23 protein-coding genes are annotated in these 24,254 nt (G+C 66.6%); 6 read left to right on the top strand and 17 right to left on the bottom strand.

Annotation, left to right across the window (positions count from 1 at the left end; genetic code table 11):
• Positions 1-75: 75 nt before the first annotated feature.
• Entirely contained in the window at positions 76-954 is an 879-nt protein-coding gene (locus ABUE31_RS19970) for an IclR family transcriptional regulator (RefSeq protein ID WP_367725495.1), read from the top strand.
• Between the two features lie 32 nt (positions 955-986).
• On the opposite strand, the gene ABUE31_RS19965 is transcribed toward ABUE31_RS19970, so the two are convergent.
• From ABUE31_RS19965 to ABUE31_RS19945, 5 genes are all read right to left on the bottom strand, one after another.
• Positions 987-1,343: an L-rhamnose mutarotase gene (locus tag ABUE31_RS19965; protein WP_367725494.1), complete on the bottom strand. Its 357-nt coding sequence runs from the start codon at positions 1,341-1,343 to the stop codon at positions 987-989.
• On the bottom strand, positions 1,340-2,209 hold the full coding sequence (locus ABUE31_RS19960) for a carbohydrate ABC transporter permease (protein ID WP_367725493.1): 870 nt from the start codon (positions 2,207-2,209) through the stop codon (positions 1,340-1,342). Before ABUE31_RS19960 ends, ABUE31_RS19965 begins: the two co-directional genes overlap by 4 nt.
• Positions 2,206-3,132 carry a carbohydrate ABC transporter permease gene (locus ABUE31_RS19955; RefSeq protein WP_367725492.1) on the bottom strand — a complete coding sequence of 309 codons (927 nt, stop codon included), beginning with the start codon at positions 3,130-3,132 and terminating at the stop codon, positions 2,206-2,208. The genes ABUE31_RS19960 and ABUE31_RS19955 overlap by 4 nt, the downstream gene beginning before the upstream one ends.
• Before the next feature lie 65 nt (positions 3,133-3,197).
• The gene (locus ABUE31_RS19950) at positions 3,198-4,511 is read right to left on the bottom strand and encodes an ABC transporter substrate-binding protein (protein ID WP_367725491.1); all 1,314 of its coding nucleotides are present in this window, start codon (positions 4,509-4,511) and stop codon (positions 3,198-3,200) included.
• 144 nt (positions 4,512-4,655) lie between these two features.
• Entirely contained in the window at positions 4,656-5,690 is a 1,035-nt protein-coding gene (locus ABUE31_RS19945) for a Gfo/Idh/MocA family protein (protein ID WP_367725490.1), read from the bottom strand.
• 153 nt (positions 5,691-5,843) lie between these two features.
• On the opposite strand from ABUE31_RS19945, the gene ABUE31_RS19940 reads away from it, so the two are divergent.
• From ABUE31_RS19940 to ABUE31_RS19925, 4 genes are read left to right on the top strand one after another with little or no spacing between them, the layout of a single operon-like run.
• Complete coding sequence (locus ABUE31_RS19940; protein ID WP_367725489.1) at positions 5,844-7,439, top strand: beta-N-acetylhexosaminidase family protein; 1,596 nt, start codon at positions 5,844-5,846, stop codon at positions 7,437-7,439.
• Positions 7,440-7,447: 8 nt separating this feature from the next.
• Positions 7,448-8,371 (top strand): amidohydrolase family protein, encoded by a 924-nt coding sequence (locus tag ABUE31_RS19935; protein WP_367725488.1) that lies wholly within the window; start codon positions 7,448-7,450, stop codon positions 8,369-8,371.
• Complete coding sequence (locus ABUE31_RS19930) at positions 8,368-9,114, top strand: SDR family NAD(P)-dependent oxidoreductase (protein WP_367725487.1); 747 nt, start codon at positions 8,368-8,370, stop codon at positions 9,112-9,114. The genes ABUE31_RS19935 and ABUE31_RS19930 overlap by 4 nt, the downstream gene beginning before the upstream one ends.
• Before the next feature lie 17 nt (positions 9,115-9,131).
• Positions 9,132-10,187: an ABC transporter ATP-binding protein gene (locus ABUE31_RS19925; RefSeq protein WP_367725486.1), complete on the top strand. Its 1,056-nt coding sequence runs from the start codon at positions 9,132-9,134 to the stop codon at positions 10,185-10,187.
• Between the two features lie 62 nt (positions 10,188-10,249).
• Here the strand turns inward: ABUE31_RS19925 and ABUE31_RS19920 are convergent, their stop codons facing one another.
• The 6 genes from ABUE31_RS19920 to ABUE31_RS19895 all read right to left on the bottom strand — a co-directional run bounded on the left by ABUE31_RS19920 (position 10,250) and on the right by ABUE31_RS19895 (position 17,292).
• Positions 10,250-11,245: a HupE/UreJ family protein gene (locus tag ABUE31_RS19920; RefSeq protein ID WP_367725485.1), complete on the bottom strand. Its 996-nt coding sequence runs from the start codon at positions 11,243-11,245 to the stop codon at positions 10,250-10,252.
• The gene (locus tag ABUE31_RS19915) at positions 11,242-12,090 is read right to left on the bottom strand and encodes a peptidyl-prolyl cis-trans isomerase (protein ID WP_367725484.1); all 849 of its coding nucleotides are present in this window, start codon (positions 12,088-12,090) and stop codon (positions 11,242-11,244) included. The genes ABUE31_RS19920 and ABUE31_RS19915 overlap by 4 nt, the downstream gene beginning before the upstream one ends.
• 83 nt (positions 12,091-12,173) lie before the next feature.
• Positions 12,174-12,788 carry a hypothetical protein gene (locus ABUE31_RS19910; RefSeq protein WP_367725483.1) on the bottom strand — a complete coding sequence of 205 codons (615 nt, stop codon included), beginning with the start codon at positions 12,786-12,788 and terminating at the stop codon, positions 12,174-12,176.
• An 11-nt stretch (positions 12,789-12,799) separates the two neighbouring features.
• Complete coding sequence (locus ABUE31_RS19905) at positions 12,800-14,716, bottom strand: DUF3604 domain-containing protein (RefSeq protein ID WP_367725482.1); 1,917 nt, start codon at positions 14,714-14,716, stop codon at positions 12,800-12,802.
• 111 nt (positions 14,717-14,827) lie between these two features.
• Entirely contained in the window at positions 14,828-16,714 is a 1,887-nt protein-coding gene (locus ABUE31_RS19900) for a DUF3604 domain-containing protein (protein WP_367725592.1), read from the bottom strand.
• 401 nt (positions 16,715-17,115) lie between these two features.
• Complete coding sequence (locus ABUE31_RS19895) at positions 17,116-17,292, bottom strand: hypothetical protein (protein WP_367725481.1); 177 nt, start codon at positions 17,290-17,292, stop codon at positions 17,116-17,118.
• A gap of 372 nt (positions 17,293-17,664) precedes the next feature.
• On the opposite strand from ABUE31_RS19895, the gene ABUE31_RS19890 reads away from it, so the two are divergent.
• Positions 17,665-18,501: a universal stress protein gene (locus ABUE31_RS19890; RefSeq protein ID WP_367725480.1), complete on the top strand. Its 837-nt coding sequence runs from the start codon at positions 17,665-17,667 to the stop codon at positions 18,499-18,501.
• Positions 18,502-18,671: 170 nt separating this feature from the next.
• Here ABUE31_RS19890 and ABUE31_RS19885 read toward each other — a convergent pair whose 3' ends face one another.
• From ABUE31_RS19885 to ABUE31_RS19860, 6 genes are all read right to left on the bottom strand, one after another.
• Positions 18,672-19,076, bottom strand: a complete 405-nt coding sequence (locus ABUE31_RS19885; RefSeq protein WP_367725479.1) for a host attachment protein — start codon at positions 19,074-19,076, stop codon at positions 18,672-18,674.
• A 148-nt stretch (positions 19,077-19,224) separates the two neighbouring features.
• Positions 19,225-20,940 (bottom strand): monovalent cation:proton antiporter-2 (CPA2) family protein, encoded by a 1,716-nt coding sequence (locus ABUE31_RS19880; RefSeq protein WP_367725478.1) that lies wholly within the window; start codon positions 20,938-20,940, stop codon positions 19,225-19,227.
• A 154-nt stretch (positions 20,941-21,094) separates the two neighbouring features.
• Positions 21,095-22,552, bottom strand: coding sequence for an ArnT family glycosyltransferase (locus tag ABUE31_RS19875; protein WP_367725477.1), 1,458 nt, complete (start codon positions 22,550-22,552; stop codon positions 21,095-21,097).
• Entirely contained in the window at positions 22,546-22,833 is a 288-nt protein-coding gene (locus tag ABUE31_RS19870; RefSeq protein ID WP_367725476.1) for a lipid-A-disaccharide synthase N-terminal domain-containing protein, read from the bottom strand. The genes ABUE31_RS19875 and ABUE31_RS19870 overlap by 7 nt, the downstream gene beginning before the upstream one ends.
• Positions 22,830-23,717: a glycosyltransferase family 2 protein gene (locus ABUE31_RS19865; protein ID WP_367725475.1), complete on the bottom strand. Its 888-nt coding sequence runs from the start codon at positions 23,715-23,717 to the stop codon at positions 22,830-22,832. Before ABUE31_RS19865 ends, ABUE31_RS19870 begins: the two co-directional genes overlap by 4 nt.
• Complete coding sequence (locus ABUE31_RS19860) at positions 23,714-24,253, bottom strand: cytochrome b/b6 domain-containing protein (protein ID WP_367725474.1); 540 nt, start codon at positions 24,251-24,253, stop codon at positions 23,714-23,716. The genes ABUE31_RS19865 and ABUE31_RS19860 overlap by 4 nt, the downstream gene beginning before the upstream one ends.
• Position 24,254: the final 1 nt, after the last annotated feature.

Genomic DNA, 24,254 nt, shown 5'->3' with positions numbered 1-24,254 from the left:
TATATATGGAAATGTGATTTCCTGAATGATAGACGGCGCCGTTTTCAGGGAAGCCGTTCCAGGGGACCGTGCGCCATGCCGAAGAACACAAGCACCAGCATCGCCCGCAAGGGCAAGAAGGCCGCTGCGACCGCCGACGCCAAGCAGGCCTACGGCGCGCCGGCGCTCGAGAAGGGGCTCGACATCCTCGAACTGATGGCCGGCATGTCCCGCGGCGTGACCCAGAGCGAAATCGCCCAGTTGCTCGGCCGCTCCCTGCAGGAGGTCTACCGCGTCGTCATGGTGCTGGAACGGCGCGGCTACATCCAGCGCCGGCCAGACGACGACGGGCTGTTTCTCTCCAACCGGCTGCACGACCTCTCCAACCGCTATCCGCCGATGCGCCGCCTCCTGGACATCGCGCTGCCGATCATCAACACGGCCTCGGTCGAGGCCTACCAGGCCATGCACATCGCGGTTCTCGACCATCTCGACATTCGCGTCGTGGCGCAGGTCGACAGCCCCGCGCCTCTGGGTTTCCGCCTGCGCGTGGGAACGCAAAACCCGGCGGCTGCGACGGCTTCCGGCCGTGTGCTGATCGCCTTCCAGCGCCCGACCATCAAGGACTGGGCGTTTCGCGAGATCGAGAGGACGGTGTCCGAGGACACCGCCAAGGCGCTGGAGCAGCGCATCGAGGCGATCCACCGGCGCGGCTACGAGATGATCGCCGGCGAAGGCCTGCAGGGCATCACCGACGTGTCCTTCCCGATCCTCGACGCCGAAGGCCACGCCACCGCCGTGCTGACCATGCCCTACCTGCCCTCCGCCAGGGAGCGCGTGAGTTTTGAAAACGCGTGCCGGACCTTGTTCAGAGCGGCGCGCGCCATCACCGAGGCGTTCGACGGCACGCTGCCGGAGCCGAACTTCCCGCTGGCGCCGATCCGCGAGAAGCGGCCGCCGGCACGGCATACCTGAGCCGGCGCCGATGATACTGGGCGCACTGGGGCTCATGACGACCCGCCTTCGCCGACGACCGGGTGGCTGAAGACCTCATCCAGCCAGAGCGGCTCGCCTTCGGCGTCCGCGATCTCGTCGAAGACATGGCCGAGCGACTCCGTCCAGCGCTTCTGCACCGCGCTCGCGCCGGTCACGGCGCGCGCATGGTCGTAACCGTGGCGGGTGCGCATGCGCGAGACGACGAGGTCGCCTCGACGCCAGATCTGGTAGTCGTAGATGCCGGCCTCATCGATGAGGTCCAGAATCTCGGCCCACACGGCGCGGTGGGCGCGGTCATACTCGGGACCCATGCCCGGCTTGAGCCGGTAGACGAACAGCACGGCATCGCCGGGGCGGCCGCGGCTCACTTGACCGCTCCCGCGATGGCGCCGTTCAGGATCTGCCGCTGGAACACGAGGTAGACGATCATGACCGGGAGCAGCGCAACGATGAGGCCGGCGCTGATCAGCGGTATCGAGACGTCGTACTGCCCCGACACCAGCGCCACCCCGACCATCAGCGTGGTCTTGTCCGAACCGCCCATGATGACCAGCGGCAGCAGGAGGTCGTTCCACATCCAGACGAAGTTGAGGATCGAGAGCGCGGCGATTGCCGGCGTCGAAACCGGCAGCAGCACCTGGAACAGGATGCGCATGTCGCCGGCGCCGTCGAGCCGCGCCGCCTCGATGAGTTCGTCCGGGATCGCCCGGAAATAGGCGACCAGCAGGTAGGTGCTCATCGGCAGGCCGAAGGCGGCATAGGACAGGATCAGTCCCTGGTAGGTGCCGCCAAGGCCGAGGCCCAGGATGGTCTCGTAGAGCGGGTAGATCACCACCTGGCTCGGAATGACCAGCATCGAGATCACGAAGAGGAAGACGAGGTTGCCGCCCGGCATGCGCAGCTTCGTCACCGCATAGGCGATGAACAGCGCGGCCACCGTCGAGAGCAGCAGCCCGCCCGCCGTGGTGACGACGCTGTTGAACAGCAACTGCGGCACCTGCATGCGGTTGAAGGTGTCGATGTAGTTGTCGAGGCTGATCGCATCGGGCAGGCCGAGCGGGTCCTGCGCATAGGCCGTGCGCGACTTCAGCGAGTTGATGATGGTGAAGAGAAGCGGATAGAGCGCCCCCAGTGCGATCACCACGAGCACAAAGGTCACCAGCCACTTACCAAGGCTGCGCAGGGCGCGGCTGCCCCGGCGGCGCCGGCGCGGGATCATCGCATCGGCGCTCATGACGATCTCCCCTTCCCTTCCTGGTACATGCGCCGGACGACGAACGCCGATATCACGGCGGCGAAGACGAACAGCGCCATGCCTATGGCCGCGCCCTTGCCGCGATTCATGAACTCGAACGTGGTCGTGAAGACGAGATACTCCGGCAGCATGGTGGCGCTGCCCGGTCCGCCACGCGTCAACGCGTAGATCAGTGGGAACATCCAGATCAGCATGCTCGACATGCACAGCACGGTCCAATAGCCGACGACCGGCTTGATCAGCGGCATCGCAATCTTGAACATCAGCCGGAAGAAGCCGGCCCCGTCCAGCCGTGCGGCCTCGACGATATCCTGCGGGATTGTCGCCAGGCCGGAAAGGTAGGTCAGCACGCCGAGGCCGAAGAAGGCCCACAGCGCCACGGCCGTCAGCGAGAACAGCGCGCTGTTGGGGCCGTTGAGCCACTCGATGGCCAGCGGCGCCAGCCCGATGTTGATCAGCAGCGCATTGAGAGGCCCTTCGGGCGCGAGGATTTGGCGGAACATGATGCCGACCACGACCGGGGCGATCATGTAGGGCAGGAAATAGACCGCGCGAAAAACCTTCCAGCCCGGCGTGCGCTGGAACAGCAGGAGCGCGATGATCAGCGGCAGGAAGACCCAGACGGGCAGCGTGAGGAAAACCATCACGGCGTTGCGGAAAGCCTGCCAGACGGCGGGGTCGTTCCACGCCGAGATGTAGTTGCGCATGCCGCCGAAAGTCGGGTCCTCGAAGCCACGCGTGCGCAGCAGGCTGAGCCAGAAGGCATGGACGAGCGGCACAAGCTTGAACAGCACGGCGAGCGCCACGCCGGGAAGAACCAGCGCGAGCGCCAGCCACGGCATGCTGCCTCGGCGCTTGCGCGCCGCTCCGCCTCTCGGGGCTGCTGGGGTCTGCAACGTCATCGTCTCATGCCTCGGCTGGAGCATGGCGGGGCCTGTCGCGGCCCCGCCCGGCGCGTCGGCGCCGCCTATTCGTCGCTCTTGCCGGGGCTCTCCTCGAGAGCGACCTGCATGCGCGCGACCCATTCGTCGACCGTCATGCGGTCGAGCGTCACTTCCTGCCAGCCGCGGGCGAGCGCGTCGGCTTCCTGGCCGCTCAGAAGCACGCCGACATGCAGCGTCGGAGACTTGATGATCTCGCGGATCTGCTCGAGCGCCGCCGATTTCGGGAACAGGCTCTGGTCGACGTTCTTGTTGAGCGGGATTCCGCCGCCGAGCGAGGTGAGAAGGTCGCCGTTGGTCTTGCCGGCGATGAACTTGACGAACTTCAGCCCGGCGTCCTGCTTGTCGGACCACGAGGCAACGCCGAAGACCGCGCTTTCGACGCCGCTGAAGCGGTCGGCGAGCGGCGCATCCGCGACCAGCACGGGCCAGCGCATCGCACCAACGTTCTCGTCGCCCAGCGCCGCGCCGAAAGCCTGCCAGTTGACGGCGTCGGCGATGATGGTGCTGGCGAAGGCGGCGTTGCCGCTGGAGAAGATATCGGCGCCGTCGGGCAGCATCGAGATCGACGGCGAGTTGGAGTTGATCCAGCCACGCTTGCCGATCGACGCCATCGCCTCGAGGATGCTCTTCATCTTCGGGTCGGTCCAGGGCATGTCGCCGGCAAGCACGGCGCGCATGTCATCCTCGGTCAGGTAGTTGCGTGCGACCTCTGGGAAGTTCCAGTAGGTCGGGAAGACGCCGGTCATGCCATGCGCCAGGCAAGTCTTGCCGATCGCCGACACAGCCTTGCAGGCCGCGTCCATTTCGTCCCAGGTCTTGGGCGGGCTGGCCGGATCGAGTCCCGCTTCCTTGAGCACGGCCTTGTTGTAGTACATCACGTTGCCCTGGTAGCCGAAGGGCAAGCCGTAGCAGGCCTGGTTGAGGTCGAAGTTCAGGCAGCCGCCGCTGTAGGTGATCAGGTCCGTGCCGGCGCTGGTGACGAGGTCGGCCGGAAGCTGCATGTAGGCCGAGCGGCGATCGTAAAGCTCGAGGCCCGAATTGTTCTGCATGACGTCGGGGCCGCTCTTGGTGGCGATGTAGGGGCCCTGCACTTCCGGATAGCGGTCGAAGGGGACCGTTTCCAGTTCCACCTTGATGCCCGGGTTTTCGGCCTCGAAGGCCTTGACCAGCGCCGTCCAGTAGTCCGGGCCGCCCGGCTGCCAGTTGAGCACCTTGATCGTGACGTCCTCGGCCGAGGCCGGCGCAACGGCGCCGAACACCGCCGCCGCGAAGGCTGCGGCGACGCAGCCCGCCCTGAGCGACATGGTCGATACCGAGTTGTTCCAAATGCTGTTCATCGTAACGCTCCCATTTTGTCCACCGCCCCATCGGGAGCGGCCCTCTCCGTCAGACGGGGTCGCCGGTCCCCCGGCGCCCATCGATCGACAGCTAACACGAGAACTTTGATTTATGAAAGCACATTTTCGTATACGATAATTTGCTCACACAGAATCCGGCACGACGCCACCGATCCGGCTCGACTTCAGCGCCGCGTCGACCAGCGCCATGGTGCGAACGGAATCGTGGACGTCGGTGTCGAGCGCGGCATCCTCGCCGGCGACGTAGCGCTGCAGGTTGGCCATCACGAAGCCGAACGCGTCCGGCACGCGCTCGCCGGCCAGCCGCAGGTCGGTCCACTGGCCGCCCTCGGTGATGATTTCCAGCCGTTCCGGCACCGGCCTGACGTAGTCGACGAGGTAGCCCACCGTCAGATGCGCAGCGCCCTTGGTGCCCTCGACGCGAATGGTCGCCTCGACGTGCTCGGGACCGAAGTTGTAGGTATGGTTGAGCGAAAGCGCGCAGCGCACCCGGTCGCCATAGTCGAGGATGATGCTGGAGCGGGCGTCGGCCTGGTTGGCGTAGCGCGGGTGCTTGACCGCCTTGGCGTAGACGCTGTCCGGCTCGCCGATCAGCGAGCGGATCCAGTCTAGGTAGTGGATGGAATGCAGCGGGATCTCCACCGCATCGAGATGCGGGATGAACGACCACAGCTCCCATGGCATGTAGACCGCGAGCCTGACCTCGACGTCGACGATGTCACCGAGCAGGCCCTTCTGCGCCGCATCCCGGATTGCCAGCATCGAGGGGGTGAAGCGGAGCTGGAAGTTGGTCGCCGCCGTCACCGCGCGCGCATCGAGCGCGTCGACGATGCGCCGCGCCGTGGCGCCTTCCGGCCCGAGCGGCTTCTGAATCAGTGCGACGCTGCCCCGGGGAAGCTTTTCGGCCGTCGCCAGGATCGCAGCCGGCGGCAGCGCCAGGTCGAAGACCCCGTTCGTGCCGCAGGCGGCCAGCGCCGAATCAAGCGTCTCGTGCACCACGGGCACATCGAAGTCGGCGGCGAGCTGGCGCGCCACGTCGACATTGAGGTCGAACACGCCGGCAACCGGCAGGCCCATCTTGCGATAGGCCGGGAGATGGCCGTCGCGCACGATTCCGCCTGCCCCCAGAATCGTGATGGGCCGCGGCTTCGAAGGCATCGGCCATGTTTGCCTGAGGCCGGAAATCAGGGACTTGGTATCGGACGGCATGAAACTCCCCGGTTGGACAGATGTTATCACCAGCGAAATATGATGTTGATATTTGATAGGGTCGCTGCTTTACTCTGTCAAACGGATTAGGGAAGGACTGGCATGATCATCGATGGCGAAGACAGGCATCCGCACGCGGCTCGGCGGCTCAGGCAATCGGTCACGGCGAACGCACAATCGCGGGTGCGCCTCCAGCTCGACGAGGGGCTGAAGGAAGGGGCGTACGTGATCGCCGCCGAAGCCGACGCGATCGTCGTGCGCGGCGGGCCGTTCTCCGGCGTGATCTACGGTGTCGAGGAACTGATCGAGCGCGCCGGCGCGCATCTCGACCCCGCCGCATTCTCGAACGGCCCCGTCAGTGGCGAGCCCGGCCTCGCCTACCGCACCTTCTGGACCTGGGACCACTCGACCAACTGGGAGCTGTCGCAGATCGGCCAGCAGGAGATCGGCGTCTTCAACCCGTTCCAGAAGCCACCGAAGGGCTTTCTCGACGACTACCGCAAGCTCGTGGACTTCTGTTCGAAAAACCGCATCGCCGCCATCGTCGTCTACGGCTTCCTGCGCGACAGCCACGGCGGCATCGAGGCGGCGCAGGAACTCTGCCGCTACGCCAACGAGCGCGGCGTGCGCATCATCCCCGGCATCGCCATCGGCGCCTATGGCGGCGTCTACTGGGAAGGCAAGCACCGCTACAACCTGTCGACCTGGCTCAAGCAGAACCCCCAGCACGCGGCCACCATGGAGAAGGACGTCGGCTTCCAGCTTGCCGACCTCGCCTTCCCGCTCAACTTCCCGCATTCGGACTATACCGTCAGCGCCTGCCCGAGCGCGCCCGAGGTCATCGACTGGATGGAGGAAGCCGTATCCTGGCTGGCCGAGACCTTCGAGATCGGCGGCATCAACATCGAGAGCGGCGACTACGGCGTCTGTGGCTGCGAGCGCTGCCGGCTCCGTCGCGGCAATGACGATGAGGCCAGGCGCCGCGTCGACGACCATGGCGATTCCTGGTCGCACACCGACATGGCCGCGAACTTCCCGCGCCTCTACAATGCCGCCAAGGCCAAGCGGCCCGATCTCTGGATCTATTGCGAGATGCAGTGGGACAACCTGCTGGAGCCGGTCGCCTCCGAGGCGCAGAAGGCGCTGCCACCCGGCGCAATCTACCAGCATACCGCCAACCGCAGCTACTGGCAGCGGCTGCGCACGGAACTCGACCCCGCATACGTCAGCACCCTGCCGACCCAGCCCAACGTGCTGCGCTGCCAGTTCGCCTGCCAGTGGAACGGCGACGAACGCACCGAGCGCTACGCGCTCAACGCCAAGACCTTCGCCGACATGGCGACGCGCGGCAAGCAGCTCAACATGGAGGGTCTGACCGTCTGGGGCGAGCCGTCGGACTATTTCGCCACGGTCGAGATCAGCTACCTCGCCTTCGCGCGCTTCTGCTGGAATCCTGAGCTCACCTGGGCCGAGTTCATGCAGCGCGACGTGGCGCCGCTGCTCGGCGGCGCCGAGGCGGCCGAACGCTTCGTTGCGCTGGCAGAGGAGCTCGACGGCGCGCAGGCGCTGCCCGTGCAACGGCTGGGTGAGATCCAGAAGGAGGCGCTTGCGCAGGCCGTCGCCCGGGAAGGCCGCATTGCGCGCCGCTGGATGACGCTCGCCGACCAGGTCGGCCGTCGCCTGCACATGGGCCGATAGTGCCGCACATGCGTGACCGGAACGGCCTCTATGCCGGCCCGATCGTGGACGCGCATCACCACTTCTGGGACCTGTCGCTCGACCGGCACCCGTGGTTGCGCGGACAGACCGATGCGAAGCTGGCGCGCGACTGCCTTCCCGCGGACTATCTGCGCGAGGCAGACGGCTACGACATCGTCGCCAGCGTGCATGTCGAGGCCAACTGGGATCCCGCCGACCCGCTCGGCGAGATCGCCTGGCTCGACGGGCTGCAACGGCCGCGCGGCATCGCATCCCGCTATGTCGGCTATGCCGACCTTGCCGATCCCGGCGTCGAGGCGCTGCTGGAGACCGTGGCCGCGCATGGCCGCGTCGCCGGCATCCGCCAGATCCTGAGCTGGCATCCCGACCCCGCGAAGTCGGCGGTGACCGACCGGCATCGCATGGCCGATCCGGCCTGGCGGCGAGGACTGGAGGCGCTGCAGCGGCTCGGCCTCTCCTTCGACATGCTGATTTCGCCCTGGCAGGCGGAGGACGCCCTTGCGCTTGCCCTCGCCTATCCCGGCATGAAGTTCGCGCTCAACCATTGCGGCTCGCCGTTCGACCGCAGCGCCGAAGGCATGGCGCAGTGGGCGGCCGGCCTGCGCAGCCTTGCGCGCGCGCAAAACGTCGTCCTCAAGGTGTCCGACCTGGTCGCCTATGATCCCGACTGGACGGAGGCGAGCCTGCGCGAGGTCCTGCTGACCTGCCTCGACGCCTTCGGCCCCGACCGCTGCATGCTGGCGAGCGACCACCCGGTGGTGACCCGCTTCGCCAGTTTCCGGCAGACCTACGAGAGCTTCCGCACGGCCTACGCCGATCTCGGCGACCACGAACTCTTCGCCATGTTCGCCGGCAACGCCGCGCGTTTCTACGACATAAGTGACATCACACTGGAAGAACCAATCTCATGATCGACTACCAACTGAAGGACCAGGTCGCCATCGTCACAGGCGGCGGCCAGGGCATCGGCTTCGCCATCGCGGCACGCCTCGTCGCATCGGGCGCCCGCGTCAGCCTCTGGGACATCAACGAGGAGGTCCTCGCCTCCGCCAGGGAGAAGCTCGGTGCGGCCGCATCGACGCTGAAGGTCGACATCGCCAACGCCGATGCCGTTGCAGCCGCCGCCAGGCAGACGGCCGACGCGCATGGCCGGATCGACATTCTCGTCCATTCCGCCGGGATCGCCGGCAAGAACGCGCCCCTCGACGAGTATGAGCTCGACGAATGGCGTCGCGTCATCGACATCGATCTCAACGGCGCGTTCTACGTCAACCGCGCCGTCGTGCCACACATGAAGGCGCGCAACTACGGCCGCATCGTCAACATCGCCTCGATCGCCGGCAAGGAAGGCAACCCCAACGCCTCGGCCTACGCGGCGGCCAAGGGCGGTCTCATCGCCATGACCAAGGCGCTGGGCAAGGAGCTTGCCAAGCACAACATCGCGGTCAACGTCATCACGCCGGCCACGGCCAAGACGCGCATCCTCGAGGAGCTCAAGCCGGAATTCATCGACTACATGCTGAGCCGCATCCCGCGTGGCCGCTTCCTCGAGGTCGAGGAAGCAGCGAGCATGGTCGGCTGGCTGGTCAGCCCCGAAAACAGCTTCACCACCGCATCGGTCTTCGACCTCTCAGGCGGCCGCGCCACCTACTAGCCTTTGGAGTCTGTGCGATGGGTGCGGTCACGATCAGCGACGTACGCAAGGTTTACAACAAGACGGAGGTGCTGAAATGCGTCTCCGTCGACATTCGGGACGGCGAGTTCCTGGTGCTCGTCGGGCCGTCCGGCTGCGGCAAGTCCACGCTGCTGCGCATGATCGCGGGCCTGGAGGAAATCTCCAGCGGCGAAATTGCAATCGGCGGCCAGGTCATCAACGACCTTGCGCCGAAGGAACGCGACATCGCCATGGTGTTCCAGTCGTATGCGCTCTATCCGCACATGACCGTCGAGGAGAACATGGCCTTCGCACTCAAGCTGAAGGGCATGAGCCGCGGGGAACGCGACCAGCGCATCGCCCGCGCCGCCGAGATCCTCGGGCTCACCCCCTATCTCGAACGCCGGCCAAAGGAACTGTCGGGAGGCCAGCGCCAGCGTGTCGCCATGGGCCGCGCCATGGTGCGCAATCCCGCGGTGTTCCTGTTCGACGAACCGCTCTCCAACCTCGACGCCAAGCTGCGCGTGGCAATGCGCAGCGAGATCAAGCAGAACCACGCCCGGCTCAAGACCACGACCGTCTATGTCACGCACGACCAGATCGAGGCCATGACCATGGCCGACCGCATCGTCGTCATGCATGACGGCCAGGTCGAGCAGATCGGCACGCCGCTCGAACTGTACGACCAGCCGGCGAACCTGTTCGTCGCCGGCTTCATCGGCTCGCCGGCGATGAACATGCTGCGCGGCACGCTGACCGCCGGCGGGTTTGTCGCCGCCGACGGTACGCGGATCGACCTCGGCTCGGAAACGGCCGCCGCCGGAGCGCGCGACGTGGTCCTCGGCATCCGCCCGGAGCACTTTTCACAGAGCGGCACGGGCCACTCGGCAGAGATCCTGGCCGTGGAGCCGACCGGCGCGGAAACGCAGGTCGCGGCACGCTTTGCCGGCAGCGAGGTGATGATCGCGCTGCGCGAGCGCATTTCGGCAAGGCCGGGCGAGAGCCTGACGGTCCTGCCCCAGCCCGGCAGCCTCCATCTCTTCGACGCGGGCACCGGCATCCGGATCAACTGACGGTCTCGCTTTCTGCACGGCGTGTCCACGGCGCCGTGCCGAGGGCGTAGCGCGAGACGGCGCTACGCGATCAGCGCGGCGAGGCGCGGGACCAGCCACACCATCGCGGCCGTCCCGATGGCGTAGGCGCCGAACAGGCGAAGCCGCTCGATCGGCAATTCGGCGAGCGCCTGCACGGCCTTCCAGAGGACCAGCGCCCCGGCCACGAAGATCAGTTGCCCGGCCTCGACCCCGAGGTTGAACGTCAGCAGGCTGAGCGGCACGTCCGACTGCGGCAGGCCGATTTCCTTCAGCGCGCCGGCAAAGCCGAAACCGTGCAGCAGCCCGAACGCGAACGCGACCACCCATGGATAGGCTTCCGACAGCCGGCGCTCGCCTGGTCTCGACTTGACCAGTTCGCTGGCGACAAAGGCGATGCTGAGCGCGATCGTCGCCTCGACCGGGGCCTGCGGCAGGCTGAAATAGCCGAGCGCGGCGCCGGCCAGCGTGATGCTGTGCGCGATGGTGAAGGCGGTGATCGTCTTCAACAGCATCCAGCGGTCGCGGATCAGCAGCATCAGCGCGAGCACGAACAGCAGATGGTCGAGCCCCGACAGGATGTGGTCGACGCCGAGCAGGAAGTAGGTGCCGGCCACTTCCAGGCCCGTCTGTGTCCCCGCCGCGACGAAGGAAGGTGAATCCGGCAACAGCCTTTTTACCTCGGCGTCGCCGGTCGCATACTCGATCCTGACCAGCACATCGGTCATCGTCGAGGCCAGCCCGTCGATGCCGATGGTCCCGCCCTTCAGGCCGCCCGCGCAGACGGCGGTCCAGCGCTCGAAATAGGCGTCCGCCTCCATCGACGGCGTCGGCTCGGTCTGGGTCGCACAGGACGCCGGCAGCCGTACGTGAAGCGCAAAGCGCATATCGCCCGTCGACGGAACCTTCCAGGCCACGGAGAAGGTGTCGGCTGTGGTTTCACGCAGGTCCAGATAGGCCGGACGGATCTCGTGCGCCGAGGCCGCCCCGGCGAGCAGGATCATCGCGAGCAGCGCAAGGAAGGCCGCCAGGCGCGTCATTGCGAAGCGGTGTCGCCCGGCAGGCGCGCGATCGTCACCGTGTAGCTCTTCAGGAGCTCGGCGAAGCGCTCGTCTTCGAGTTCCCGGCGCCGGTCGTTGGTCCATTCGCGCGCCACGGCTTCACGGACTTCATCGAGAGCGGGCACGCGCCCTTCGACGCGATCGGTCACCCGGACGAGATGCAGCCCGAAGGCGGACGCGATGGGTCCGGTCCACGTGCCGGCGGGAGCCCTGGCCACGGCCGCAGCGAACTCCGGCCCGAATGTCTGGGCGACGGAGGCCTGGGTGGACAGCGGCATCTCGGGCGGCAGCATGGTTGCGTCGCCGAGCGCGGAGAGGTCGGCGCCCGGGTTGCCGGTCAGCGTCGCGAGCATGGCGGCGGCATCCTGCGCCACCGCCTCGCCGCGCTGCTGCCCGTTCAGGAACACCTGCTGGAAGGCCACCGTGCCGTCGATCCGGAACGCGTCGGGCGCGCCGTCGAGATAGGCCTGGAGGTCGGCCTCTGTCGGCACCGGCGTTTCAGCGTCGGCAAGGAACTCCATCTTCTGGCGCAGCCGCCGCCTGATCACGGTGTCGTCCTTGTCGAGGCCGAGATCGAGCGCCTGCCGGACGTAGATTTCTTCCTTCACGTAGTCGTCGATCAGGCCCTTGAGTTCGCCGGGCGTCGGCGGACGCTGCCACGTCTTGACGAAAATCGACACCATCTGCTCGATCTTGGGAACGGAGACCTCGATGCTGTCCGGCTTCTTCGCGCTGGCGCCTTCGAACAGCCCGTAGACCGCAAAGATGGCAAGCGCCAGCAGCAGGAAATGAACCAGCGGTTCCCTAACGATCTTTTTCAGCACGAGGCACCTGCGGTCGCGACGAACAATGCACGTCACATGATTGGAGGTCGCGGCGCAAGAGCGGCATTCCGGTCATGGCATCGCTAGAAGTCGGTCGTTCCGGAGGCGCCGGCCGCCACCCGGTCTTGCGAGCCCGCGCGCATGATCACCGCTCTTGCGGCAGCCGACTGTCCGTCGCGACCGTAAAGGCGAAGCAGTCCCAGGCGTTCGGCCTCCGCCCCGTTCAGCCGGCCGTCGAGGATAGCTCGCATGACCTTCTCGCCGGTCACGACCACTAGGTCGCCCGCGGCCGGCCCGTCGGCGTGGGTGGTGGTGTGCGTCCCCTCGGGGCCGATCTGGTAGCGTGTCCACATGACCTGAGGAATGAGAACCACCGAGATCGCCAGTTCCGTTCCAGGCGCACGCGCATCGGCAAGCCGCGCTCCAAAGCGCGTCATCGTGGCCGCTGCGCGATAGAAGGCGAGCGGACCCGCCGGCGACGGCTGGACGCGCGGCGGCAGGATGCCCGCATCCTCCGCCTGCCAAACCGCCGTGTGCACGTGGAGCGCATCGGGGTAGGCCCAGTTCAGCGAACCGAGCGCCACCGCGTCCGGATTTTCGTATCCGCAGGCAAGAACGGGGGACGGCGCGCCGCCCCCCACGCACGCGGCGGTCGCGGCGGCCAGGACCGCTCGCCATCGCCCTGCGGCGAGCGTCAAGGCAGTTGCCCTTAGCCGCCTGGCGTGTACCAGATCGGCGACGCGTAGGCCCGCTCCGTCACCTCCATCGGAACCTCCGGCGCGAAGGTTTCCTTGAAGTAGGCGGCGTCGTAGGCCGTCCAGCGCGGCGTCGGGATTTCGATCACGCGGGCGTAGTAGAACGCCTTCAAGGCCGGATCGAAGTCTGGATCATGCCAAACGGCGATCAGTTCGGGCGCGCCGATGGTGTTGGTCCAGGTCGCGTTCGGCAGATCGACCGTGCTGCCCACGAGCGGCACCTTGCCGTCGGCTCCGGGCTTCCTGTCGCCGGCCCAGACGACGTCGTAGACGTGCTCCTGCATCTCGCCCTTCGCATCGAGCCATCCCTTGACGATCTGGATGCGGTCCAGATTGCCCGAAAGCGGGTCCTTCAACGCCGCGACGAGGAAGCTCGGGGCCTTGGCGCCGTCCGGCACAGGCGGCAGGTCGCTGCCCATGGGAACGCCCTTGCCGTAGCCGACGGCGGCGGGATCGCGCCTCAGCGCATCCTCGGCGGCGAAGTCCCAGCCGCCGAAGAAGCGCACGAACATGCGCGTGCCGGTCGTGGCGTAGACTTCCTTGCGCTTCATCGCATCCCAGATCGAGGCGCGGCTATTCTCACCCGCCCAGACCGCGGTCAGGCCGGAAGCGCCGAGTTGCCAGTCCTTGATCGTCCGCCCCTCGAAGTCGAAGGCGTTGCCGGTCGAACGTTCGGGGCTGGGTTCGCTGTTCGGGAACTTGCCCCAGAAATTGTTCTCCTCGGTCGACGAGACGCCGGTATGCGCATCGGTGGAGCCGACGAAACCGAACTTGAACGGGTTGGTGCCGAACTCCTGCTCAAGCTTCAGCCCGCGCTTCAACGCTTCTCGGGCATATTCGTAATTCAGGTCGCCGGGCTTCTTGGGCTTCACGTTCAGGTTGCCCTTGTCCCAGATCTCGAAATTGGCGAACTCGTCGGCCGGCGCCAGCGACGGGTGCTGCTCCGACGTGCCCTTGCCCTGCGTGATCTCGTAGAGCGGCTCCCAGCGGGCTCGCGTCTCAACCCATTTCTGGTCGATCGGATGCCCGTCCGGCGTCTCGGTCGAGAACATCAGCCCGTTCGACAAATTGCCGTTGTGCGGCACCGCCAGCACCTTGCCGCCGGTCTTGTCCTCGTAGCCCTGCATCCAGTCCCAGAGGTCGCGAGGCTGTTCGCTGTCGAAGGTGGTCATCGGCCGCACCTGGTCGGCGAAGCTCTTGCCGTCGCGGTAGACGACGTTGCGGTGCAGGTTGTTGCCGCCGCCGAAGTTCGACGTCCACTCGTAGCCGATCAGCGCGGTGAACCGGCCCGGATCGTTGTGGCTCTCGACGATCTCCGTCATCTTGCGCCACATGTCGAACTGGGTGTCGTTGTCGGTCATCGGCTTCGGCAGCTTTCCTTCGCCCTGCGCCGTGATGATCTCGATCATCACCTTGCTGGCCTCCGCGCCACCGGCATTCATGCCCTGGTTCCACTTCTTCAGCTGCGGATCCGCCATCAGCGCGGACTCGCCCGCCAGCACGCCGCTCATCACGCCGAGCGCATCCGAGTGGTCGGCCACCATCATGTAGTCGTAGGGCCGCGAAAGCCTTACCTGCTGCCCGGTGCTCGACGTGATCTCGTGGCCCTCGGCATAGCGCAGGGCGTCGTCGGGGCCGACGCGCGTGCCGCCGGCGATCGCGTCGCCCGACCAGGAGGTATGCAGGTGGATTTCTCCCCACAGCGGCCGCATCGGGTAGTTGTGGCCGGCATAGGGCGAATACCCCGGCTGGTTGAAGAACCGCTCGATCTTGGCCGGATCGATGGTGCCGGCGTCGGTCGTGACCTGTGCGAAGACCGGCCCCGAAACAAGGACGCCGGCAAAGGAGACAGCAAGTGTACGGAAAATCATGACAGCTCTCCAGGTACGCGGGCCAGTATTGGCCAGTAGTTGCCCCGACCTCGAAAGTAGCACCGAATTCCCGACCGACCAAGGCCGTTCGCGCCCGGCGTCCGCCGGCGTTCAACTTTTCGGCGTGTACCAGATCGGCGAGGTGTAGGCGCGTTCGATGACGGTCATGCGCGTGCCCTCGAGCGGCGTGTTGCCGAAGCGCTTGGCGTCATAGGCCGTCCAGCGCGGCGTCGGGATCTCGATGACGCGACCGTAGTAGAACGACCTGACCGCGGGATCGAAATCCGGATCCTTCCAGACGGCGATGAGTTCCGGCGCCCCGATCGTGTTGGTCCAGGTCGCATTTGCGACGTCGACCGTGCTGCCGATCGAGGGAAGCTTGCCGTCGGCGTCCGGCTTGCGATCGCCGCCCCAGGCCACATCGTAGACCTGCTCGTGCGTATCGCCCGACTTGTCCAGCCAGCCCTTGACGATCTGGTAGCGGTCGAGATTAGCGCCGATCGGGTCCTTCAGCGCCGCGACGAGGAAGGTCGGCGCCTTTCCCTCGGGCGCCGCGCTGAGGTCGCCGCCCATGGGCACGCCCTTGCCGTATCCGACCGCGCCGGGATTGCGCGTCTGCGCGTCGGCCGCCTCGAAGTCCCAGCCGCCGAAGAAGCGCACCAGCATGCGGGGGCCGGTGGTCGCATAGGTTTCCTTCCGCTGCATCGCGTCCCAGATGGATTCGCGCGTGTTTTCCTCGGCCCAGACGGCGGCATAGCCGGACGCGCCGACCGTCCAGTCCATCACCGTGATGCCGGTCTTTTCCTCCTTGACGAAAGTAGCGGTAAGCCGCTCCGGGCTCGGCTCCTGCGGCGTCGTCTTGCCGAAGAAGTTCTCCTCCTCGACCGCCGCCAGGCCGGTATGGGCGTCGGTGCTGCCGATCATGCCGAACTTGTAGGGGTTGGTGCCGAGTTCGGCCTCCAGCTTGAGCCCGTTCCTTAGCGCCGAACGCGCATATTCGAATTCCAGCATGTCGGGCGTCTTCGGCACGCTGGCGTCGAGATTGCCGAAATCCCATATCTCGAAATCGGCGAACTCGTCGTTGGGCGAGAGCAGCGGATGCGCCTCTCCCGTGCCCTTTGTCTGCGTCGCCTCGTAGAGCCGCTCCCATCGCGCGCGCTGCTCCACATACTCCTTGTCCACCGGCTTGTCGGTGAACGACTCGATCAGCGGGAACATGCGGCCGTTGGAAAGATTGCCGTTGTGGGCGATCGCCAGAACGTTGCCGCCCGTCTTGTCCTCGTAGGCCTGCATCCACTTCCAGAGGTCGCGCGGATTATCGCTGCCGAGCGGCTTGAGCGTCGTGTAGGGCACGACCTGGCTGGCCTTGTCGGCGTCATCGCGGAAGATCACGTTGCGGTGCAGGTTGTTTCCGGCCGTGTTCGAAGTCCACTCGTACCCGATGAAGGCCGTGAAATGCCCGGGATCGTTGTACTCCTCGGCTGCCTTGATCGTATCCTGCCAGGCATTCTTGTACGGCCGCGTGTCCGGTCCGTAGAGCATCGTCTTGGGCAGCGTTCCCTTGCCGAAGGCGAATATGATCTCGAGCGCGGCCTTGCCGCCCTCTCCAGCCTTGATTTCGTCGTACCAGGTCTTCGCCTGCGGATCGGCGAGCACCTCCGGCTTGCCGGCGAAGAGGTCGGGGAACATGCCCATGTTGTCGGAATGGTCGGCGACCACGAGGAAGTCGAGCGGCCGCGACAGCTTGGCCGCCTGGCCGCTCGACGCCATGATCTCCTCGCCGCGCGCGAACCGGTAGGCGTCGCGCGGCGTCAGCCGCGCACCAAAGGCGCCCGCATCGAACGAGGCGCCGGTGTGCAGGTGCGTGTCGCCGAAAAGTGGACGCATCGGAAAGCTGCGCCCGGCGTAGGGAGAATAGACGGGCTTCGCGGCGAATGCCCTGTCCGCCTTGTCTGGAGAAAGCGTGCCGACATCGTCGCCGGCCGCGTAGGCAGGCATGGCAAAAACGGAACCGGCAACCGTCAGAACGGCAGCAAGACGGGGCTTCATCGCAACTCCCTCCTTCAGGCGGCGCGACTGCCAGCCAGGCGCGCCGATGGCTGATATGACGGGGTCGACCGCCTGGCCTCCGCATGCATCGATGTACCGGATTGTAGTGTCTGCGATGTCCGGTCTGCCCGACGCCTATGCGAATGACAGGCTGTCTTCCCAAACCTACGACGTTCAATCTGTCGCGACCGGCGTTGCTGTATCGCCGTTCGAACAGCATGCAGGCCCACGTCAAAGGTCGTGGCGCCCGCGGTCACCCTAGAACACAGTCTTGGCCCTGTATTTGATCTGGATCATTTTTGCGCAGCCGGCCCAAGCCCTGGCGCCTGCACACGCTCGATCCTCGGCATTCAACTATCGGACAGGCCGTCTTCATCCTCCATCGTCTTCTGGAAGGCGATGCCTTCGTTGAAGGCCTCGTAGGCGGCCAACTTGAACTCGGCTCGCATGGCCCCCTTCAGCCAGTGCGAGCGTTCGGACTCGCAATAGCTCTGGAACCATCTGTCGAAATACCTGGCTGGGTCCATTCGTCATCCTCCACGCTTCAAATCTCATGCATCGGCCTGACGATCATACCGGGCAGTCGCGGCTGGCCTCTGCCTGTTTACAACTTACCATCTTTTTACGGCCGACGGCGGCTGTTCTGCGAACGGCCGGGCGACGAGACCGGCGGCAAGTATAGAGCCGCTATTCCGCAGCCACGCCCGGAGTATGCTCTCCAGTTGTGATGGCATGTCGGCTGGACAAGGGACAACTGCCCGTTCTTTGATTTTGCTCAATGCGCGGGCTGGCTGGCGGGTGCATACCGTCGGCAGGTGGTCGGGAACCGTCCCGATCCGGCTCAACTGGCGCCGGCGTACCCGGCAGCGCCTGAACGCAAGCAGGTGGAGGTAGTTTCCATGGCCTACAAGACCGTCCTCGCCGTGACAGGCGCCGATCTCGGCGACGGCGACCTGAAGCTGGCGATCGCCCTTTGCGAGGAGGCAGGAGCCCATCTGGCCGTCCTGGTGGTCGGGCTGGCCGCGCCGCCGCCGATCGGCGAATACGCCGCCTTCGTGTCGCAGGACTGGCTCAGCGAGAGGCAGGCCGACATGGATATCCTGCAGACGCGCGCCGCGGCGGTCACCGCACTGCTGGCGTCCTCCGGCGTGTCTTCGGACGTGTCCAGCGAATACGCCGAGGAGGGAGCGGCCGACGACGTCATCGGGCGGCGTGCCCGCTATTGCGACCTGCTCTTCGTCGGGCCGGAATTGCTGTCGCGCGGCGTCCTGAAGACGAAGACCGTCGAAGGCGGGCTGTTTTCGTCCGGAAAGCCGCTGTTGCTCGCGCCGGAGGGAACGTCGCCGACGCTGAAACCCAAACGCATCCTGATCGCCTGGGATTCGCGCATCGAGGCCTCCAACGCCGTATCGCATGCCCGGGATCTGCTGGCAGCCGCCGAGGACGTGCGCATCGTGCTGGTCGATCCGCTCGTCGGCGAAGACGGACAGGGCGAGGAACCCGGCGCCGACCTCGCCGCCTATCTGGCGCGGCATGGCGTCAAGGTGACGGTCGATCGCCTGTCCAGCCAGGGCAGGACCGTTGACGAGACGCTGCGCCAGCATGCCGTCGATACGGCCGCCGAGTTGATGGTCATGGGCGCCTACGGCCATTCGAGGCTGCGGGAACGCATCTTCGGCGGCGTGACGCAGTCGGTGATCGACGATACGCCGCTTCCGATCCTGATGGCCCGCTGAGGCGACCGCAACCAGTTGTAGTGGAGCACGGCTGGGCCGGTGTCGCGAGGATGCCGCACCGGCACAGCGGCTCGACCTGACCTGGTCGGGCAGTCCGCGGCCCACCCCAAAAAACGAAAAGTCGGGGCGGAGTTGCCCCGGCCGTTCCGGTCGATGTCGCAGCGGCCCGCTCAGGCGTCGACGATGGCCGCCTTGATCGCCTCGGGCGGCCGCCCGCTCAGGTCCTTGGCGAGCTGGCCGATCAACCTCTTTTCCAGCACGTCGTGGAAATGCCTGCGCAGTTCGCCGAGCGTGCGGGGGTCGGCGATGATCACCAGCTGCTCGATCCTGTCGGCGAGCGCCTCGCCGTTCAGATGATCGGCCACCGCCGCGGCGAAGTCGTCTTCGGCCTGGCGCCTGTCGTCGGGATTGGCCGACGAACTGCGGTGGCGCGACCCCGAGCCCGCCTTGGCGGGTTCGAGTTCGGGCGACGGCAGGTCGACCAGTTCGATATGCGGTTCGCGGCCGGCGTTGCGGAACAGCCGCATCCGCTTTCCGTCGACTACGGCCACCACGGCATTGTTCGGCAGGATCATTTCGCTGGTATCTCCGGCATGACTGAACTGCGTTCGACCGGGACGGCTGGCGTCCCGCGAACGGCCGCCGGACTGTTCCACGATCGCGCCGGGTCTTCCTTGATTTTGATCAACCTTCGACGGCAAAGCCGGACAATGCCTGCGTGACTCAGGCGTCGCCGCGTGGCTCCGCTTTCTGGTAGGTGGCGCGCTTGATCGCCTCGATCGCCTGGTCGACCTGCGCGTCGTCCTCGCCGAGCGAGCGCAGCACCGCGCCGCCGAGAAGGAGGCTGGATTCCACCGTTTCCGGCAGCACGCTGCTGGCGCCGCTGCGCAGCAGGTCCTTCATGTTGCTGGTGTCGCGGGCGCGCACGATGACCGGCAGGTCGGGCAGGGTTTTGCGGATGCCCCTGAGCACGGCGCCGGCTGCGGTCGGGTCGTCCAGCGTGACGACGGCGGCGCGCGCATGGTCCGTCCTCGCCGCCTGCATGATCGCGTCGTTCGCGGCGTCGCCGAAGAACACCGGCAGGCCCCTCGCCCGGGCGTCGGCCACATTGGCCGCATGGCGGTCGACGGCGATCCATTTGAAGCCGCGCTCGTCGAGCATCTCGGCGATCGTCTTGCCGACGCGGCCGAAGCCCGCGATCACCACGTGGCCCGAATACTGCTCGGCTTCCGCGGCGAGCGTGTCGGCGCCGGCAACGCCGCGATGATCGAGCCAGCCCTGCGCACGCCGGCCGGCCGCAGCCAGCAGCGGCGTCAACGCCATGCTGATCGCCGCCACCGCGAGCAGAAACTGCCCTGTTTCAACAGGAAGAACCGCCGTTCCCATGGCGAGGGAGAACAGCACGAAGGCAAACTCGCCGCCTTGCGACAGATGAAGGCCGGCGTTCGCCGCCACCGACAGCGGCAGGCCGAGCAGCCGCCCGGTCAGCAGGATGATCAGCGCCTTGACGCTGATCAGGCCCGCGGTCACAGCCAGGATTTCCGGCAAACGGGGCAAGATGACCCGCATGTCCATCAGCATGCCGATGGAGATGAAGAACAGGCCCATCAGGATGCCCCGCACCGGACGGATGTCTGCTTCGATCTGGTGGCGGTATTCGGTGCCGGCCAGCATCAGCCCTGCCAGGAACGCGCCGAGCGCCATCGACAGCCCTGCCTCGGCGGTTCCCCAGGCGGTCGCCAGCACGACCAGCAGCGTGGCCGCGGCGAACAGTTCCGGACTGTGGGTGTTGGCGATCATGCGGTAGAGCGGTCGCAGCACGAACCTGCCGGCCAGGATGAGCACGCCGAGCGCCGCCACGGCCTTCAGCCCGGCGAGCAGCAAGGCCGGGACGAGCTCGTCCGGCGCGCCGCCAAGCGCCGTCACCACCGCCAGGCCGGGCACGACGGCCAGGTCCTGCAGAAGCAGCACCGACAGGATGACGCGCCCGAAATGCGTCGACAGCTCGCCCCGCTCGGAAAGCAGTTGCAGGACGAAGGCGGTCGAGGACAGCGCCAGTGCGCCGCCGATGACCGCTGCCTGCTCCCATCCGGCCCCGATCAGCATCGCCGCGCCGAAGAGCACGCCTCCGGTGACCGCCACCTGGGCCACGCCGAAGCCGAAAACGTAGCGAGCCATCACCCGCAGCCGCTCGACCGACAGTTCGAGTCCGATCGCGAACAGCATGAAGACGATGCCGAGTTCGGCCAGCCGATGCGTGCCTTCGAGATCGCCCACCAGCGCAAAGCCGTGCGGACCGATGGCGACGCCGGCGACGAGATAGCCGATCACCGAATTGACGCCAAAACCCTTGAACAGCGGGACCACGGTAACCGCGGCCAGAAGCAGGACGACGGCGTCGCGCAACTGCGCGTAGTCGTGGGTCAGGGTTTCCGGCATCGCCTCGCTCGTCTCGGTTCAGGGCGTCATCCGCCCCGGCCCGTGTGACCGGGCACGACGCACCGCGAATCCGTCCAGCCTTCGCCGGCCGGACCTGTGCCACAATATTTCCCTCGCCGGCCAAGTCCAGCGCCTGCGGACCGCCCGTCTTCTCCTAGCCGCCGGCGGACGGATCGGGCGGCGTGTCGGCTCCAAGGGTCGTCGCCCGGTCGCCGTTGAGCACGACGAGATGGCCGCTGCGGAAGACCTGGCTGCAGGCCACGCTGCGCGTCGCATCCGGATAGTGCCGCATGTTGGCGATCAGGTAGCCGTCGGGATGCGTCTGCAGCCACTCGTCCTTTGCCGACGGTTCGACGATGGTCAGCGGCTTCTCCAGCCTGGAAAGGAAGGTCAGTTCGCCCTGGTATCGGCCGGCGAAGGCGAGTTCGGCGTCGCTGTTCGCCGCGACGCAGGCGGCGACGGAGGACAGGTCGTAGCGGTAGAAGATGGTCGCGGAAGCGGCGAGTTGGCCGACCGCGAACAATCCGAGCATCGCCGCCGCGGTGCGGGCGATGGTCGGCACGCGCGCGCCGGCCATGAAGTAGGCGAGCAGCAGGACCAGGACTGGAAGCGCGGGCAAGAGATAGTGCGGCTGCTTGCCGGAAATCGCGCTGAACACCAGCAGTTCGCCGACCAGCCACACCGCGAGAAACCGCAGAATGCGCAAGTCCTGCGAGCGCGCGCCGTTGCCGTCGCGAAAACGCAGCCAGGGTCGCGACGCCCACAGATCGCGGAAAAAGCACCAGGGCATCAGCATCAGCGGCGTGAGAAGAACGTAGAAATAGAACGGACGCGCGTGCGCGCCGTGCGCCGAGCCCGCGACGCGGCCGGCCGACTGTTCCCACACCAGGCCGTAGGCGAAGTCACGCCCCGTGCTGTAGAGCGCTGGCCCGAGCCAGGCGGCCACGATCGCCGCCGACACAAGAACCGCCAGGCCGAAACCGGCCAGGAAGCGCCGGGTCGACAAGCCGGTGTCGGGTTGCCGCCAGAGTGGATGCAGCAGCGCGGGAAAGGCCAGGTGGATGAGTATCACCGGTCCCTTGGCCAGGACGCCGAGCCCCAGCAGCAGGCCGGCCAGCAGGGCGAAACGCAGGCGGCCTTGCCGATCGTAGGCGAGCAGCGCCAGCAGGCAGCCGAGGACGCAGGCGGTCAGCAGCAGGTCGAACAGGATCAGGCTCGAATAGAGCACGAACGGGACGCTGCCCAGCAGCAGCCACGGAACGCGCCGCTGGATATCCGGAGCGTCGGGGAAGAGCGCAATTGCCAGCCGGCGGGTGAGGTCGATGACCAGCGAAGAAATGGCGAAGATGACCAGCACGGCCGCGAAGCGGCTGACGCCCAGCACGCCCCAGGCCAGGTCGATCAGCCAGAAAAGCAGCGGCGGCTTCTGGAAATACGGCGCGAAGTTCATCGTCGGGACCAAGAAGTCCTGCCGCACGTACATTTCCCAGGCGACCGAGAGATAGCGCGTCTCGTCCACCGGCAGGAGCGGGCGGACCAGGATGGACACGCAGAAGAACGCGGCCAGCAACCCGTAAGGCAGCAGGCGCTCTGCCCGGCTGGCGGTCAGCATTCCACGGCGTCGTCAGGCAGGTCCGCCTGGTTCCGGGTCAGCATCAGGTTGCGCACGTAGATCAGCAGCCCGCTCGCCTGGCCTACCATGAAGACGATGTCGCGCTGGTAGATGGCATAGGCCAGGAGCGTGCTGCCGCCCATGATGCTGAAGTACCAGAAGGCGGTCGGAACCACGCTCTTTCGGCTGCGCTCCGAGGCGATCCACTGGACGAAGAAGCGCATGAAGAACAGGGATTGGCCGAGAAACCCGATCCCGAGCCAGATGGAATCCTGGGTCATCTGAAATCCGTCTTGCTGATCTCGATCGGTTCGTAGTCGGCGGGCAGCCGGCGCCGCGACAGCCACGCCGCTCCGAGCAGGTCGACCGCCCCGACGGCGGCGCGGTTCCAGAAGCCGTATTTCGAGCGGCCATTGACCCGCGCGCGATGCGACACGGAGACGTGCGTGATCTCCACGCCGTTCCTCAGCAGCATCGCCGGCAGGAAGCGGTGCATGTGGTCGAAATACGGCAGGTCGAGGAAGTCGCGCCTGGGGATGAGCTTCAGGCTGCAACCGGTATCGCGGGTACCGTCCTTCAGGACGGCGCGGCGCAGCCGGTTGGCCAGTCGCGACGAAAGCCGCCTCAGCCAGCGGTCGTTGCGCACCGCCCGCTCGCCGAGGACAGCCAGCCGGGAGCCGAGGGGGGCGGCCCGGTAGCAACGATAGAGCGACGCGACGTCGGCCGGATCGTTCTGCAGGTCCCCGTCCATGAAGACGAGCAGATCCTGCGACGCGGCTCGTGCGCCGGAAAGAAACGCCGCCGACTGCCCCAGGCACCTCCGATGTCGGACGATGCGCAGCATCCCGACATCGCCCAGCCGCTGCTGCAGCAACCGGAGCGATCCGTCCGTGCTGCCGTCGTCGACATAGACGATCTCGCGGATCGGAACGAGAGCCGCGGCGGCGGCGATCTCGGCGATGAGCGCAGGGATGTTCCCGGCTTCGTTGTAGACGGGGACGACGACCGAGATGCCCGGTTCGGCATTCCGGTCGCCGGGTTGCGGCATGGCGGCATCCGAGGCCTTCGCGTCGATGTCGAGCGGCCTCGGAAGCGGCAGGGAATGCGGCGGCGTGGCTTCCAGCGTGGCCGACGCGATCAGGCTGCGACTGGTCACCGCAGTCACGCGACGTCTCCTGGCTGCGGCGCGGGCTTTCGGCCGGTGATCATCGACCGCACGAGATTTTCGCGGTGGCGCAGGCTCGACAGGACGACGCCGCCGACATGCAACAGGACCAGCGCCAGCATGCCGTTCGCGCAGACCTTGTGCAGGTCTTCCACCCATTCGACGCCCCAGAAGGCGTCGGTGGTCATCAGCCAGCCGCTCGTAGCCGTCACGACAATCGCGCAGAGCAGCGCCACTATCATGATCCCGCCGAGCGGGTTGTGGCCGACATAGCGGGGTTCGCGGTTGCGCACCACGTCCGCGGCGTAGCCGGAAATGACGCCGGGGCCGCGGACGAACTGCGAGAAGCGCGCGTAGCGCGGCCCGGCGATCCCGTACAGGAGGCGGAAGGCCACGAGCGCGATGGCGGCATAGCCCGCCCACTCGTGGACCGACATCCATTCGTCGCCCGTCAGCCACGCGACGGCGAAGCTCGTGACGAGCGACCAATGGAAGATGCGTACGAGCGGATCCCAGACGGTGATCGTCGGGCGCATG

The sequence above is a fragment of the Mesorhizobium marinum genome (genome assembly GCF_040813675.1).
In the GTDB taxonomy this organism is placed as follows: Bacteria; Pseudomonadota; Alphaproteobacteria; order Rhizobiales; family Rhizobiaceae; genus Mesorhizobium_K; species Mesorhizobium_K marinum.
Note: the sequence above shows the minus strand (reverse complement) of the source record. Positions and strands in the feature narration are given on the sequence as shown.

What these genes read in the sequence shown, in the direction of transcription:
- ABUE31_RS19945 (WP_367725490.1), bottom strand. Translation starts at nt 5,690, where the DNA reads ATGCCTTCGAAGCCGCGGCCCATCACGATTCTGGGGGCAGGCGGAATC.
- ABUE31_RS19970 (WP_367725495.1), top strand. Translation starts at nt 76, where the DNA reads ATGCCGAAGAACACAAGCACCAGCATCGCCCGCAAGGGCAAGAAGGCC.
- ABUE31_RS19885 (WP_367725479.1), bottom strand. Translation starts at nt 19,076, where the DNA reads ATGATCCTGCCGAACAATGCCGTGGTGGCCGTAGTCGACGGAAAGCGG.
- ABUE31_RS19935 (WP_367725488.1), top strand. Translation starts at nt 7,448, where the DNA reads ATGCGTGACCGGAACGGCCTCTATGCCGGCCCGATCGTGGACGCGCAT.
- ABUE31_RS19920 (WP_367725485.1), bottom strand. Translation starts at nt 11,245, where the DNA reads ATGACGCGCCTGGCGGCCTTCCTTGCGCTGCTCGCGATGATCCTGCTC.
- ABUE31_RS19870 (WP_367725476.1), bottom strand. Translation starts at nt 22,833, where the DNA reads ATGACCCAGGATTCCATCTGGCTCGGGATCGGGTTTCTCGGCCAATCC.
- ABUE31_RS19880 (WP_367725478.1), bottom strand. Translation starts at nt 20,940, where the DNA reads ATGCCGGAAACCCTGACCCACGACTACGCGCAGTTGCGCGACGCCGTC.
- ABUE31_RS19900 (WP_367725592.1), bottom strand. Translation starts at nt 16,714, where the DNA reads ATGCCTGCCTACGCGGCCGGCGACGATGTCGGCACGCTTTCTCCAGAC.
- ABUE31_RS19895 (WP_367725481.1), bottom strand. Translation starts at nt 17,292, where the DNA reads ATGGACCCAGCCAGGTATTTCGACAGATGGTTCCAGAGCTATTGCGAG.
- ABUE31_RS19925 (WP_367725486.1), top strand. Translation starts at nt 9,132, where the DNA reads ATGGGTGCGGTCACGATCAGCGACGTACGCAAGGTTTACAACAAGACG.
- ABUE31_RS19860 (WP_367725474.1), bottom strand. Translation starts at nt 24,253, where the DNA reads ATGCGCCCGACGATCACCGTCTGGGATCCGCTCGTACGCATCTTCCAT.
- ABUE31_RS19955 (WP_367725492.1), bottom strand. Translation starts at nt 3,132, where the DNA reads ATGACGTTGCAGACCCCAGCAGCCCCGAGAGGCGGAGCGGCGCGCAAG.
- ABUE31_RS19875 (WP_367725477.1), bottom strand. Translation starts at nt 22,552, where the DNA reads ATGCTGACCGCCAGCCGGGCAGAGCGCCTGCTGCCTTACGGGTTGCTG.
- ABUE31_RS19905 (WP_367725482.1), bottom strand. Translation starts at nt 14,716, where the DNA reads ATGATTTTCCGTACACTTGCTGTCTCCTTTGCCGGCGTCCTTGTTTCG.
- ABUE31_RS19950 (WP_367725491.1), bottom strand. Translation starts at nt 4,511, where the DNA reads ATGAACAGCATTTGGAACAACTCGGTATCGACCATGTCGCTCAGGGCG.
- ABUE31_RS19940 (WP_367725489.1), top strand. Translation starts at nt 5,844, where the DNA reads ATGATCATCGATGGCGAAGACAGGCATCCGCACGCGGCTCGGCGGCTC.
- ABUE31_RS19890 (WP_367725480.1), top strand. Translation starts at nt 17,665, where the DNA reads ATGGCCTACAAGACCGTCCTCGCCGTGACAGGCGCCGATCTCGGCGAC.
- ABUE31_RS19930 (WP_367725487.1), top strand. Translation starts at nt 8,368, where the DNA reads ATGATCGACTACCAACTGAAGGACCAGGTCGCCATCGTCACAGGCGGC.
- ABUE31_RS19960 (WP_367725493.1), bottom strand. Translation starts at nt 2,209, where the DNA reads ATGAGCGCCGATGCGATGATCCCGCGCCGGCGCCGCCGGGGCAGCCGC.